The 13,993-nt window shown below is 73.2% G+C and carries 12 protein-coding genes; 5 read left to right on the forward strand and 7 right to left on the reverse strand.

Annotated elements, in window-relative coordinates:
- The first annotated feature begins 55 nt into the window (after positions 1-55).
- Positions 56-1,477, forward strand: coding sequence for a short-chain fatty acyl-CoA regulator family protein (locus BJF83_RS19275; protein ID WP_075927424.1), 1,422 nt, complete (start codon positions 56-58; stop codon positions 1,475-1,477).
- Here BJF83_RS19275 and BJF83_RS19280 read toward each other — a convergent pair.
- On the reverse strand, positions 1,450-2,775 hold the full coding sequence (locus BJF83_RS19280) for an MFS transporter (protein ID WP_075927425.1): 1,326 nt from the start codon (positions 2,773-2,775) through the stop codon (positions 1,450-1,452). The two genes, BJF83_RS19275 and BJF83_RS19280, sit on opposite strands and share 28 nt — an antisense overlap.
- Before the next feature lie 213 nt (positions 2,776-2,988).
- Between BJF83_RS19280 and BJF83_RS19285 the strand changes: the two genes are divergently transcribed.
- From BJF83_RS19285 to BJF83_RS19300, 4 genes are all read left to right on the forward strand, one after another.
- Complete coding sequence (locus tag BJF83_RS19285; protein ID WP_075927426.1) at positions 2,989-3,348, forward strand: metalloregulator ArsR/SmtB family transcription factor; 360 nt, start codon at positions 2,989-2,991, stop codon at positions 3,346-3,348.
- Positions 3,349-3,702: 354 nt separating this feature from the next.
- Positions 3,703-4,989 (forward strand): GAF domain-containing protein, encoded by a 1,287-nt coding sequence (locus tag BJF83_RS19290; protein WP_075927427.1) that lies wholly within the window; start codon positions 3,703-3,705, stop codon positions 4,987-4,989.
- Between the two features lie 102 nt (positions 4,990-5,091).
- A complete protein-coding gene (locus BJF83_RS19295) occupies positions 5,092-6,615 on the forward strand; it encodes an aldehyde dehydrogenase family protein (protein ID WP_075927428.1) in 1,524 nt (507 codons plus the stop codon).
- The gene (locus BJF83_RS19300; protein WP_075927429.1) at positions 6,615-7,007 is read left to right on the forward strand and encodes a DUF779 domain-containing protein; all 393 of its coding nucleotides are present in this window, start codon (positions 6,615-6,617) and stop codon (positions 7,005-7,007) included. The genes BJF83_RS19295 and BJF83_RS19300 overlap by 1 nt, the downstream gene beginning before the upstream one ends.
- Positions 7,008-7,188: 181 nt before the next feature.
- Here the strand turns inward: BJF83_RS19300 and mnhG are convergent, their stop codons facing one another.
- The 6 genes from mnhG to BJF83_RS19330 form a co-directional block, all read right to left on the reverse strand.
- Entirely contained in the window at positions 7,189-7,587 is a 399-nt protein-coding gene (gene mnhG / locus BJF83_RS19305) for a monovalent cation/H(+) antiporter subunit G (RefSeq protein WP_075927528.1), read from the reverse strand.
- Positions 7,584-7,883 carry a monovalent cation/H+ antiporter complex subunit F gene (locus BJF83_RS19310; RefSeq protein ID WP_075927430.1) on the reverse strand — a complete coding sequence of 100 codons (300 nt, stop codon included), beginning with the start codon at positions 7,881-7,883 and terminating at the stop codon, positions 7,584-7,586. Before BJF83_RS19310 ends, mnhG begins: the two co-directional genes overlap by 4 nt.
- Positions 7,880-8,404 (reverse strand): Na+/H+ antiporter subunit E, encoded by a 525-nt coding sequence (locus tag BJF83_RS19315; protein WP_316042311.1) that lies wholly within the window; start codon positions 8,402-8,404, stop codon positions 7,880-7,882. Before BJF83_RS19315 ends, BJF83_RS19310 begins: the two co-directional genes overlap by 4 nt.
- An 88-nt stretch (positions 8,405-8,492) precedes the next feature.
- Positions 8,493-10,160, reverse strand: coding sequence for a Na+/H+ antiporter subunit D (locus BJF83_RS19320; RefSeq protein WP_143831991.1), 1,668 nt, complete (start codon positions 10,158-10,160; stop codon positions 8,493-8,495).
- A complete protein-coding gene (locus BJF83_RS19325; RefSeq protein WP_075927431.1) occupies positions 10,160-10,990 on the reverse strand; it encodes a Na(+)/H(+) antiporter subunit C in 831 nt (276 codons plus the stop codon). The genes BJF83_RS19320 and BJF83_RS19325 overlap by 1 nt, the downstream gene beginning before the upstream one ends.
- On the reverse strand, positions 10,987-13,941 hold the full coding sequence (locus tag BJF83_RS19330) for a Na+/H+ antiporter subunit A (RefSeq protein WP_075927530.1): 2,955 nt from the start codon (positions 13,939-13,941) through the stop codon (positions 10,987-10,989). Before BJF83_RS19330 ends, BJF83_RS19325 begins: the two co-directional genes overlap by 4 nt.
- Positions 13,942-13,993: the final 52 nt, after the last annotated feature.

Here is a 13,993-nt window from a genome sequence, read left to right on the forward strand (position 1 = left end):
CGCCCGCCGCGACCGCCCCCGGCGACTACCCTGAGCACCGACGGAGGGGGACACGGTGCGCAAGGTCTACGCGGGGCCCCGGCTGCGCGGGCTGCGGCGCGAACGATCGCTGTCGCAGGTCGAACTCGCCCGGGAACTGGGCATCTCGGCGGGCTACCTCAACCAGATGGAGCACAACCAGCGGCCGCTCAGCGTGCCCGTGCTCCTGCGTGTCACCGAGGTGTTCGGCGTCGACCCCGGCTTCTTCGCCACCGGCGACACCACCCGCCTCATCGCCGAACTCCGCGAGGCGCTCGTCGACGCTCCCTCGGGCGAGCGCGTCGGCGCGGACGAACTCGACGAGCTCGCCACCTCGCTCCCCTCGGTGGCACGCGCCCTGGTCGACCTCCACCGCCGCTACCGCGACGCCTCCGCCCAGGCCGCGGCCCTGGCCGAGGGACGCGGCGACGGCCCGGCCCCCGCGCCCATGGCCTACGAGCAGGTCCGCGACTTCTTCTACGCCCGCCAGAACTACATCGGCGAACTCGACGAACGCGCCGAGGAGCTCGCCGGGCGCGAGGACGTCGTCCCCGGCCAGGCGCACACCGTTCTGGCCCGCATCCTGGGTGAACGCCACGGCGTGCGCGTGGAGACCGAGGCCCCTGGCGGCGACCCCGGTTCCCGGCACCGCGCCTTCGACCCCGACCGCCGCGTCCTCACCCTCGCCGCCCACCTGCGTCCCGGACAGCGGGCCTTCCAGCTCGGCACCCAGCTCGCCTTCCTCGAACACGGCGACCTGCTGGAGGAGCTGGCGCGGGGCGAGGAGCTGGCCAACGACCAGGCCGTGCGCCTCGCCCGCATCGGCCTGGCCAACTACTACGCGGGGGCGTTCGTCCTGCCGTACACGGCCTTCCACGCGGCCGCGGAGGCGGAGCGGTACGACATCGAGCTGTTGGCGGACCGGTTCGGTGTGGGCTTCGAGACCGTCTGCCACCGCCTGTCGACGCTTCAGAGGCGTGGTCTGCGCGGAGTTCCCTTCTCGTTCGTGCGCGTGGACCGGGCGGGGAACATGTCCAAGCGCCAGTCCGCGACCGGTTTCCACTTCTCCCGCGCCGGCGGCACCTGCCCGCTGTGGAACGTCTACGCGGCCTTCTCCGCACCGGGCGTCATCCAGACACAGATCGCTCAGATGCCCGACGGCCGCGCCTACTTCTGGGTGGCGCGGACCGTCGGGCGGAGCTACGGCGGCTACGGGGCGTCCCGCAAGACCTTCGCGGTCGGGTTGGGCTGCGAGCTGAGGAACGCCCACCGCCTCGTCTACTCGGCGGGCTTCGACCTCGGGAACCCGCGCGCGGCGACCCCGATCGGGCTGGGGTGCAAGGTGTGCGAGCGCCCCGCGTGCCCCCAGCGCGCGTTCCCTCCGGCGGGCCGCTCGCTGCTGGTCAACGAGAACTCCAGCACCGTCTCGCCCTACCCGGTGTCCGAACCGGAGCGCTGACCGGACCGCGCCGCGCCGGCCGGTTCGCGGCGCCGCCACAGGGCGGCGGCGGCCCCCGCCGCGGCCAGTGCCAGGAGCGCGAACACCCCGAGCGCGAAGGGTTGTCCCGCCCGTGCCCCCAGCCATCCCGCCAGGGGGTAGGTGAGCAGGAAGCAGGCGTGGGAGAGCGCGAACTGGGCCGCGAACAGCACGGGGAGGGAGTGCTGCGCCGGAGGCGTCCGTTGGGGGTGTGCCGCCTCTCCGCGAAGCGGCTGCCGGGCGGTGCCGGGAGACGGCTGGGACGGTGCTGCGGACCTGCGCAGCAGTCGGCCGGCGGGGGTGAGGACGAGCGACGTGCCCGCGCCCAGCACGAACCAGCATCCGATGACGCCCGCCCACGCCACGGCGCCGGTGGTCACGGACAGCGTGAGCGCGGCGACCGTCAGGCCCAGGGCGAGCACGAACCCCGAGGGCAGCATCACCGCGCGGTCGGGTGCCCTGTCCAGGATCCGGGGCAGCGTCAGGGCCACGATCATCGAACCTGCGCCGAAGGCTCCCAGGGTCAGTGCCACCGCTGACTGGTCCCGTCCCAGCACATCCCGCACGATGACGACGGTGTCGACGAGCACGACGGCGGTCGCCGACGCCACCGCGAGGTTCATCGCCAGGAGGGCGCGCAACCGGGGCACCTTGAGGAAGGCTCCGAGCCCGAGCGCGGGGCCCGTCCGTCCGGCTCCCGCGTCCGAGCGCGACCGGGGGAGCCGTGTCAGGAGGACCAGCCCGGAGGCGGCGAGGAACCCCGCTCCGGTGCCGAGGAACAGGGTGTCGTAGCCGACCACGGTGAGCAGGGCCGCCGCGACGAGTGGGCTGGCGAGGCTCTCCAGGTCGTAGGCGAGGCGGGAGAGCGACAGCGCCCGGGTGTAGTCCCGCTCGTCGGTGAGGACGTCGGGGATCGTGGCCTGGAAGACGGGGATGTACGCTGCCGAGGCCGCCTGGAGGAGCAGGATCAGCAGGTAGACCTGCCACGGCTCGCTGACGAGGGGCAGTCCCAGGGCGCAGATCGCGCGAAGTGTGCTGGCGCACGCCAGGAAGGCACGGCGGGGGAGTCTGGCGGCCACCGCCCCGACCAGCGGGGACACGCTGACGTAGGCGACCATCTTGATGGTCAGGGCGGTGCCCAGGACGGCTCCGGCGTCGGCGCCCGCGAGGTCGTAGGCGAGCAGGCCGAGGGCGACGGTCGCCAGTCCGGTGCCGAGCAGGGCGAGGACCTGCGCGGTGAACAGTCGGCGGTAGGTCGGGTGGGCCAGGACACGGAGCATGGGCGGGCTCCCGGGGGTCGACAGCGGATTCGAGCATTATAAGTGCGCACACGCGCACATGTCATGTGAGGGTTTTCGGCGGCCCGTCTCGCCGGGCTTGCGACCGGCCACGCGGCGATCCGGCGGACGTGCGATCCGCGGGCCGTCGACGCGGTCGGCCACACCGGCGTTCGTGGAGCCCGCCTCGCCGAACGCAACGCCTAGACTGCGCCCATGTCCGATCGTGAGCCGACGTCCGCCCCGAGCCTGTTCCACGGACAACCCCCGGGCCCCGAGCGGCTCGCCGTGGCCGCGGACGTCTTCCGGCTGCTCTCCGACCCCACACGCCTGTGCCTGCTGTGGACACTGGCCCGGGGCGAGGCCGACGTCGGCCAACTCACCGAGGCGTGCGGGGCCTCGCGGACGGCTGTCTCCCAGCACCTGGCCAAACTCCGGCTGGCGGGCCTGGTGGAGGCGCGGCGGGAGTCGCGCCACTCGATCTACCGCATGCGCGACGGCCATCTGCGGCGACTCGTCCTGGAGGCGCTCAACCACGCGGACCACGTGGTCACCGGCGAGCCCCCGCACGCGTGACTCCGGCACCCGGTTCGCGGTGACGGCGGTCGGGCCGGACGCCCTCCGGGAGCCGCCGCGACCCGTGCGCGGACATGGGGCCCGGCGCCCCCTGCCGGACTTCGCGCGGACGGGCGTCCGCGGCCGGTGCGCCGGTGTACGCGGTGAGGCTGATCAGGGGTCGTGCGGACATGTCGAACCCTGTGCCATGGATCAGTGACCAAAGGTAGTGTTGCGGGGTCGGCGCCGGTGCGACCGACCCGGGACACACATCCTCACACCCCCTTGCCAAGCGGCTCGCGCGGGGCTTCACTCGTGGTCACGGGGCAGGCGGCCACTGTGGCCCGGCACTGGCCCGGCGAGGGGAGACATCGGATGGCCGACGGATGGATCGCCTGGCCGCGGGGCGCCGACCCCGACGCCGTGCGGCGGGACGTCGCCGTGGCGCACGCGCACTTCACCGACTCCGGGCAGGTCAGCGACCGCGTCCGCGCCGTCGTCGGCGCCTCCTGGCGGCGCAGCGCCCGGCACGGCGTCGACCCCGAGAGCACCACCCCGCGCGTCGAGCTCGCCGGTCACGCGCTGCGCGACCACCGAGCCGCCCACCCGCTCGCCCCCGTGATGCCGCTGCTGCGTCGCCTCCTCGTCGACACCGCATCCGGGCCCCAGCTCTTCGCGGTCGGCGACGCCTCCGGCCGCCTCCTGTGGGTGGAAGGCGACCACCGGCTGCGCGACCGGGCGGCGGGCATGGCCTTCGTCGAGGGCGCCAACTGGGACGAGCGCTCGGCGGGCACCAACGCGCCCGGCGTCGCGCTCGCCCTCGACCACGAGGTCCAGGTCTTCGCCAGCGAGCACTTCGCCCGGGGAGTGCACCGCTGGAGCTGCTCGGCGGCGCCCCTGCACGACCCCGACACCGGGGCGCTGCTCGGCGTCCTCGACCTCAGCGGAGAGGACCACGTCGCCTCGCCGCACGCCCTCGCGCTCGTCCGCGCCGCCGCGGCGGCGGCCGAGGCGGAACTGCGCGCCCTGCGGCTCGACGGCCGTGTGCCCCGGCCGTGCCCGCCCGGCGACGGCGACCGCCTTCGCCTGCGCGTCCTCGGGCGCGACGGCGCCGAGCTCTCCTGCGGCGCGGGGGCCACGGCGCTCAGCCTGCGCCACGCCGAGATCCTCCTGCTGCTGTCGCGTTTCCCGCGCGGCCTGACCGGCGCCGCCCTCGGCGCCCTGCTCCACGAACGCGACGCCTCCCCGGTCACCGTCCGCGCCGAGATGACCCGCCTGCGCCGCCTCCTGGGGCCGGGTCCCCTCGCCTCCCGCCCCTACCGGCTGTGCCTCCCGGTGGACTCCGACGTGGACGACGTCCGCGGCCACCTCGCCGCCGGGGACCACCGACGCGCCCTGGACGCCTACCCCGGCCCGGTCCTGCCGCGCTCCGACGCCCCGGGCGTGGTGGAGGTCCGCGACTCCCTCCAGGCCGAGGTGTGCGCCGTCCTCGCCGACCACGCGTCCTCCGAGGTGCTGCTGGCCTGGGCGGAGCACCCCGAGTGGCGCGACGACCCCCGAGCGGTGGCGGCGGCGCTCGGCGCGGCCGACCCCTCCTCGCCCCGGCACGCCGCCCTGCGCGGTCGGCTCCACTGGCTCGGCGGCCGGTCCCCGTCCCGGTGACCCCGCCACGCCACCGCAACGTGCTCGCAACGTCCGGGTGACTAGCGTCACGCCCACGACGCCGGGACCGGAATCGGCGCCGACGGACACCAGGAGACAGCCATGACCATCTACACGCGCCCCGGCGAGCCCGGCAGTGTCGTGGAGTACGCGCCGCGCTACGAGAACTGGATCGGCGGCGAGTGGGTCAAGCCCGTCAGGGGCCGCTACTTCGAGAACCCCACCCCCGTCACCGGCCAGACCTTCACCGAGGTCGCACGCAGCGGAGCCGAGGACGTCGAACTCGCCCTCGACGCCGCCCACGGCGCCGCGCCCGCGTGGGGCCGCACGTCCGCCGCCGAGCGCGCGCTCGTGCTCAACCGGATCGCGGACCGGATCGAGGCCAACCTGGAGCGGCTCGCCGTCGCCGAGGCCTGGGAGAACGGCAAACCCGTCCGGGAGACGCTGGCCGCCGACCTGCCGCTGGCGGTGGACCACTTCCGCTACTTCGCGGGCGCCGTCCGCGCGCAGGAGGGGCACACCTCCCAGATCGACGAGGACACCGTCGCCTACCACTTCCAGGAGCCGCTGGGCGTGGTCGGCCAGATCATCCCCTGGAACTTCCCCCTGCTGATGGCCACCTGGAAGCTGGCGCCCGCCCTGGCCGCCGGGAACGCGGTCGTCCTCAAGCCCGCCGAGCAGACCCCCGCCTCGATCCTCCTCCTGGTCGAGCTGATCGCCGACCTCCTGCCGCCGGGCGTGGTCAACGTCGTCAACGGCTTCGGCGTGGAGGCGGGCAAGCCGCTCGCCTCCAACCCGCGCGTGCGCAAGGTCGCCTTCACCGGCGAGACCACCACCGGCCGCCTCATCATGCAGTACGCGTCCGAGAACCTCATCCCGGTCACCCTGGAGCTGGGCGGCAAGAGCCCCAACCTCTTCTTCGCCGACGTCGCCGACCGCGCGGACGCCTTCTACGACAAGGCGTTGGAGGGCTTCACCCTCTTCGCGCTCAACCAGGGCGAGGTCTGCACCTGCCCGTCCCGGGCGCTCGTGCAGGACTCCGTCTACGACCGCTTCCTCGGCGACGCGCTGGAGCGGGTCGGCGCCATCGTCCAGGGCGACCCGCTGGACACCGCGACCATGGTCGGCGCCCAGGCCAGCAACGACCAGCTGGAGAAGATCCTGTCCTACATCGACATCGGGGTCCGGGAGGGCGCCAAGGTGCTCGCCGGAGGTGGGCGCGCCGACCTCGGGGGCGACCTGTCCGGCGGCTACTACGTCACGCCGACGGTCTTCGAGGGCCGCAACGACATGCGGATCTTCCAGGAGGAGATCTTCGGCCCGGTGGTGTCGGTGACCCGGTTCGCCGACTACGCCGACGCCGTCAAGATCGCCAACGACACCCTGTACGGCCTCGGCGCGGGCGTGTGGTCCCGCGACGGCAACACCGCCTACCGCGCGGGCCGCGACATCCAGGCCGGGCGCGTGTGGGTGAACAACTACCACGCCTACCCCGCACACGCGGCGTTCGGCGGCTACAAGCAGTCGGGGATCGGCCGGGAGAACCACCGCATGATGCTCGACCACTACCAGCAGACGAAGAACCTGCTGGTGAGCTACTCCGACTCGGCGCTGGGGCTGTTCTGATGCCCGCCCCCGCGGGTGGCGCGGGGGCGGAGCGGGTGGCGGTCACCGACGAGGCCGCCGCCCTCCTCCGCGACCTGCGCGCCGAGCACGGGCCGCTGATGTTCCACCAGTCGGGCGGGTGCTGCGACGGCAGCTCCCCGATGTGCTATCCGGCGGGGGAGTTCCGTACGGGCGCGGCCGACGTCCACCTGGGCGACCTCGACGTGGGCGGGCCCGAGCCGGTGCCGGTGTGGATGTCCCGCGCCCAGTTCGAGCTGTGGCGGCACACGCACCTGACCATCGACGTCGTCCCTGGACGCGGCGCCGGGTTCTCCCTGGAGGCGCCGACGGGGCGGCGCTTCCTCATCCGGTCGAGGCTCCTGACCGACGACGAGGCCGAACGGCTGGCCTGACCGGGCCCCGACCCGAGCCCGGGACTCGCCTGCCCGGCCCGGAGGATTCGACCCCGGGCGTCCGGTGCGGACCCGCCGATCGGACGCACCAAACGCACCGGACGCTCGGACGTCGCGCGCGGTCCACCGCGGGGGACGAGGGACCGTGCGGTCGTGCGGGCGGGCCCGTCGCGCCCCGCCCTCAGGCGCCCCGGCTCCCCTCCGCCCCGCCTCCCCGTCGCTCGGCGATCCGATCGGCCAGTTCGTCGCGGGCCAGCAGGTCCTCGCGGATGCGCCCGGTCCGATAGGCCACACGCGCGGCGATGTGCCCGGCCACCGGCACCGTCATGACCTGGAACAGACCCACCAGGATCAGCGTCCCCACGTTGAACACGCCCGTGTCATGCGGGGCGATGCGCAGGCCGATCCCCACCAGCACGAGCAGCAGTCCCAACACCTGCGGCTTGGCCGCCGTGTGCATCCGGGACAGCAGATCCGGGAACCGGACCAGTCCCACACCCGCGACGAGGGACAGCGCGGCGCCCAACAGCAGGCACACCGCCGCCAGCCAGTCCAGGACCGTGACCAGGGGCTCGCTCACGTGTTCCATCCCCTCTCCTCGGCGCCCTCCGCCTCGTCCAGATGGCGGCGGACCACGAACTTGGAGACGCTGACCGAGCTCACGAACCCGATCAGCGACAGCACCAGCAGGATCGGCAGGACCGTCGGGTCGCGGTTGAACGCCGCGTAGGCGCCGATCCCGGTGAGCGCGGAGGCCACCAGCACGTCGACGGACAGCGCCCGGTCCAGGATGCTGGGACCGAGCATGAGGCGGGCCGTGCTGAGCAGGGCGGCCAGCCCCAGCAGCACGGAGATGGCGATCCACAGCGCGGTCACGCGCCCTCCCTCCCGGCCGCCGCGGCGGCCTCCAGATCGGCGATGTCCTGACGGGTTCCGACGGCGCGCACGATGCGCTCCTCCAGCAGCAGCGACCCCGCCCGCGCGCTGGCCGTCCCCGCCTCGTCGACCGCGCCGAGGACGTGCACGTACAGCACCCGGTCCGGTTGTCCGACCTCCACGACCATGCTTCCGGGGATCGCGGACAGGGCGATCGAGGTGCACACGAGCATCAGGTCCGAGTCGGTGCGCAGCGGCACCGCGATCACCGAACTGCGCACGGGTGGTCCGGGCGCGAACACCTGACGGCTGACCTGGAGGCTCGACACGACCATCTCTCGGGCGACGAAGCCCAGCAGCCGCAGCGTGGCCAGCGGGCGCAGCCGCAGCCCGGGGCCGATCGGCGGTAGCGGGAACACCACCGTGACCAGCACCGACACCCCGAACCCCAACACGGCCAGACCCAGCGACTCCTCCCGCCACCGGAAGCCGTTGAACAGCAGCATCCACACCAGGGTCATCCCGAGCGCGACGGCAGCTGCACCTTGCCCAGACGGCGGCGCACCGCCCGCAGGCGCGGCCCCCTTCGGCCGCGGGCATCGTTCACGGTCATCGGTCGCCTCCCAGGACCGCGGTGACGTACGGGGTGCGTTGGAGCAGTTCGGCGCCGGCGTCCGACGAGTAGGCGATGAGCGGCCCCGCGAGCACGGTCAGGGCCAGCCCCATCGCGACCAGCGCCATGGTGGCGCCGACCATGCTCCTGGGCAGGACCACCGAGGTGACCACCCGCGTCGCCGCGCGGGTCGCGGTGTCCTCCAGCCGGGACGTGGGCCCGACCGCCTCCTCCGGCCCCAGGGCCGCGGTGGTCGTCTCCTCGCCGTCCTCGCTCTCCTCCAGGACGGTGCCCGGTTCGGCGACCATCCCCTCGGTGGGCGTGCGCCAGAACGCGTAGTTCCACACCCGCGCCATGACGTAGAGCGTGAGCAGGCTGGTGACGACCGACGCCACGACCAGCGCGTAGGCCATCGGCGTCCCGGCCTCCACACCAGCCTGGAGCAGGCCGAGCTTGCCGAGGAACCCCGACAGCGGCGGGATGCCGCCCAGGTTCATCGCCGGAATGAAGAACAGTACCGCCAGGACCGGCGCGATCCGTCCCAGACCGCCGAGGTCGTCCAGGGAGGTGGACCCGCCCCGGCGCTCGATCAGCCCCGTGATGAGGAACAGCGTGGTCTGCACGGTGATGTGGTGGGCCACGTAGAAGACCGCGCCGGACAGACCGAGCTCGCTGCCGAGCGCCACTCCGAACAGCATGAACCCGATATGGCTGACCAGGGTGAAGGAAAGCAGGCGCTTGATGTCGTTCTGGGCGACCGCGCCCAGCGCGCCCATGATCATCGTGGCCAGGGCGACCCAGAGCAGGAACGTGTCGATCCTCGTCCCCGGGAACATCAGGGTCTCCGAGCGGATGATCGCGTACACGCCCACCTTGGTCAGCAGGCCCGCGAACACGGCCGTGACCGGCACGGGCGCGGTCGGGTAGGAGTCGGGCAGCCACGCCGACAGCGGGAACACCGCCGCCTTGATGCCGAACGCGATGACCAGGATGACCTCCAGCACGAGCCGCAGCTCGGCGGGGATGTTCCACAGCCGCTCGGCCAGCAGCGCCATGTTCACCGTGCCCGTGGCCGCGAAGACCAGCCCGATCGCGATGAGGAACAACACCGACGACAGCAGCGAGACCACCACGTAGATGGCGCCCGCGCGCATCCTGGGCTGGGTGCCGCCCAGGGTCAGCAGCACGTAGCTGGCGGTCAGCAGGATCTCGAAGCCGACGTAGAGGTTGAACAGGTCCCCGGCCAGGAAGGCGTTGGAGACGCCGGCGACCAGGATCAGATAGGTCGGCTGGTACACCGACAGCGGAGCCACCTCGGCCTTGCCCGCCATGCCCTGACCGATGGAGTACACCAGCACGGCCAGCGTGATCGCCGACGACACCGTCACGAACAGGGCGGAGAGCCGGTCGGCGACCATGGTGATCCCGAGCGGGGCCTCCCATCCGCCCAGTTGCACGGCCAACGGTCCGTACAGGTCCGCGCCGACCATGAGGGCGAACCCGATCAGGAGCACGGCGCTGAGCGTGGCGACGCTGACCCACTGCTGGAACTGGGGCCAGCGGGTGCCGAGCGCGAGCTTGACCCCGGCGGCGAAGAGCGGCAGGACCACCGGCAGGGGGACGAGTTGGTGCACGGTCGCGGCGAAGAGGGATCCGTCGATCATCAGTCGTTCCCTTGCAGCTCGCTGTCCTCGGCGCGGGCGAGGCGTTCGCGCTCGGCCCGCATGGTCTGGCGCATCTGGCGCCGCTGGGTCCGCACGCGGCGCCGCAGCTCCCTCCACAGCTCTCGCTCGGCGGCCCGGTCGGCGCGGCGGTGCTCCCGCAGCTTCCGGCGGCCCCGTCGGATGCGGCCGCGCAGCTCGGCGACCTGCTCGACCATGGTCTGCGTCCGGTGGGTGAGCCGACGAACCGTCTCCTGGGAGTGTTCGTCGGCGCCGCTCTCCTCGGCGTCGACCTCGAACCGGGCGAGCTCCGCCTGGGCGGCGGCGATCTCTGCCTTGATCCTGGCCTGTTCGGCCAGCTCCTGGGCATCGGCGGCGGCGATGGTCGCCTGGAGCTCGGCCCGCTGGGCGCGGATGTCCGCGCGCAGGCGGCGGCGTTCTCGGCGGAACCGCCGGCGTACGGCGCGGATCCCCTCGCCCCGGACGATCCGGAGGTCCTCGGCGTCGTCCTGCACCTCGTCGTTGCCCTCCAGCTGCCAGCTCCGGTAGGCCATGGCCAGGAGGAACGCGGTGATGCCGAGGGTGATGACGATGGCGGTGAGGATCATCGCCTGCGGGAGGGGGTCGGTCATCCGGTGCTCGTCGGTCAGCCACAGGATCGGCGGGCCCCCCGCCGCGCCGCCCGAGGCCAGGATCATGAGGTTGACCCCGTTGCTGAGCATCACGAACCCGAGGAGGACGCGGGTCAGGCTGCGCTCCAACAGGAGCACGACGCCCACCGCGACCAGGACGCCGACGACGAGGACCAGGACGAGGGTGGGGGTGTCGTTCAAGGCGTGACCTCCTCGGTCGGGGCCTCGACCCCGCGTCGGGCGGCCTCCGCCGCGTGCACGGCGTCGCGCTCGATCTGTTCGTCGATCCGGGCGCCGAGGCTGCGGAGGATGTCCAGGACCAGGCCGATCACCAGCAGGTACACGCCGGTGTCGAAGACCAGGCTGGTGGTCAGGTGCAGGTCGCCCATGAGGGGGACGTGCAGGTCCAGCGAGCCGCCGGAGAGGATGTCGCCGCCGATCAGCGGGCCGGCCAGGGCCACCCCGGTCGCCAGGGCCAGCCCCGCGCCGATCAGCGCCCCGGGCTGCACCCAGGCGGTCGCGTACAGCTCGAAGCGGCCCCCGGCCAGGTACCGGACGATGAGCGCGAGCCCGGCCACGATGCCCCCGGCGAACCCGCCGCCGACCGCGGAGTGGCCGGTGAGCAGCAGGTAGACCGAAATCACCATGACCACGGGGAAGAGGAAGCGCGAGACCACTTCGAAGATCACCGACCGCCGCTCCGTGGGCAGGGCGTCGGCCCCGGTCAGCCACGCCCGGCTGGGCGCGGGCCTGACGTGCAGCTCGCGCGGGGCGGCGCGCAGGCCGCCGAGGTCGATCTGACCGGCGCCGCCGGGCGGCGCGTGGGGGGCGGTGACCGACCGGGGTCGGAGCCCGTGCGGGCCGCCGCGCGGCTGGGCCTTGCGGCGCACGAACATCAGGCTGGCCACGCCCGCGGCGGCGGCGCCCAGGACGGAGATCTCGCCCATGGTGTCCCAGGCCCGCACGTCGACCAGCAGGACGGCGATGATGTTGTCCCCGCCGACCTCTCGCGCGGCGTCGGCGAAGCCGGGGGAGACGGACTCGTCCTGGCGTCCGGCGAGGGCGAAGTAGGTCATGCTCGCCACGAGTGCCCCGGTGGCCACCCCGATCACCACGTTCCACAGGCGCCGCCCGCGCAGGGCGGGTGTGGAGAACCGTGCGGGCAGGCGGCGCAGGACCAGGACGAAGACGACGATGCTCACCGTCTCCACGAGGAACTGGGTGAGAGCGAGGTCGGGCGCGCCCTGGAGGAAGAACAGCACCGCGCACCCGTATCCGGTCATGCCGACGAGGACGACCGCGAACAGGCGGCGTCGCACGAACAGGACGAACAGGCAGGTGAGGATGATGATCACGGCCGGGATCAGCTGGACGGGCGTGTCCCACACGCGCACGGGCGGCGCGGGCAGCTCCCACAGGCGTCCGGAGATGATCGGCCAGCCGCACACGACCACCATGGCGACCAGGATCGTGCCGAGGTAGACGGGCAGCGAACCGCGCTGGGTGCCGCCGGTCAACTGGAGGGCGATGCTCTCCAGCGCGGCGAGCATCCGCCGGTAGACGCGGTCGGGGTCGACGAGGGCGAACCGCAGGCCCAGCCGCACGACCTGCCCGCGCAGCAGGAACAGCACGTAGCCCAGGCCCAGGCACAGCGCGGACAGCAGCAGTGGGAACTCGAAGCCGTGCCACAGCACGAGGTAGGTGGTCGCGGCGCCCGGCGCCGGGGGGACGGTGTCGGCGTACACGGTCAGGAGCGGGTTGATCGCGCCCGAGAACGGCCCGGCGGCCAGCCCGAGCCCGGACAGGAGCACGGCGGGTGCCAGGAACAGCGGTCCGGGCGCGTGGACGGCGGTGGCGGGGACGTTCTCCTTGACGCCGAACGCGCCCCACAGGAACCGGATGCTGTAGGCGACAGTGAGGGCGGAGCCGGCGACCAGGCCGAGCAGGACCGCGGTGTCGGCGGCTCCGCCGTCGGTGAACGCGCCGAACGCCAGCTCCTTGGCGGCGAACCCGATCGCGGGCGGGAGCCCCGCCATGGAGACGAGGGCGGCCAGAGCCGTCCAGAAGACGGCGGGCGCGGCGTTGCGCAGGCCGGACAGGTCGCGCAGGTCGCGGGTGCCGGTGGCGTGGTCGATGACGCCGACCACGAGGAACAGCGCCGCCTTGAACAGCGAGTGCGCGACGAGCATCGCGATCCCGGCGAGCGCGGCGGCGCGCGTCCCGGCCCCGAACAGGGCGACGAGGAATCCGAGCTGGCTCACGGTCCCGTAGGCCAGCAGGAGCTTGAGGTCGAACTGGCGCAGGGCCCGCCACCCGCCCAGCAGCATCGTGAGCACGCCGAACACCAGAGCCATGGACTGCCAGACGGCGGCGTCGTGGAAGGCGGGGGTCAGGCGCGCGACCAGGTAGACACCGGCCTTGACCATCGCCGCCGCGTGCAGGTACCCGGAGACCGGCGTGGGGGCGCGCATGGCGGCGGGCAGCCACAGGCTGAACGGGAACAGCGCCGACTTGGACATGGCGCCGACCATGATGAGGACGAGCGCCACGTTGAGCGCGGCCCCGGCGGGCGGGGGGTCGGCGACGATCTCGGAGACGACGTAGGTGCCCGCCGTTTCGCCCAGCATGATCATGCCGACGAACATCGTGAGGCCGCCCGCGGTGGTGACCGTCAGCGCGGTCATGGCGGCGCGGCGGCTCTCCTTCTGCTCGGTGCTGTGCCCGATGAGCAGGTAGGAGAAGACCGTGGTCAGCTCCCAGTACACGAAGAGCTGGATGAGGTCGTCGGCCAGGACCAGCCCGAGCATGGCGGCGGCGAAGGCGACGAACACCCCCGCGAAGCGGCCGAGCCCGGGTTCGGAGTCCTCGAAGTAGCGGGCGCAGTAGACGAGGATGAGCGCGCCGACCCCGGCGGCGATGAGCGTCATCACCAGACCGAGCGCGTCCATGTACAGGCCCAGGCGCAAGGAGAACTGCGGCGCCCACACGACTGACGAGGAGAGCGCGTCGCCGCGGGCGATCGCGGGGGCGTGCAGGAGCGCCCAGACGGTGGCGGCGCCCGGGACGAGGGCGAGCGCGACGAACGCGTTCCGCCCCCATCGGCGTATGAGCAGGGGGGCGATCGTCGCGGCGACGAAGTGTGCGACGAGCACGGTGGTCAATGCGTCCCTCCCGGATGGGTCCGGGCCCGCCCGAGTCCCGGGG

Source organism: Nocardiopsis sp. CNR-923 (assembly GCF_001942255.1).
Classification (GTDB): domain Bacteria; phylum Actinomycetota; class Actinomycetes; order Streptosporangiales; family Streptosporangiaceae; genus Nocardiopsis.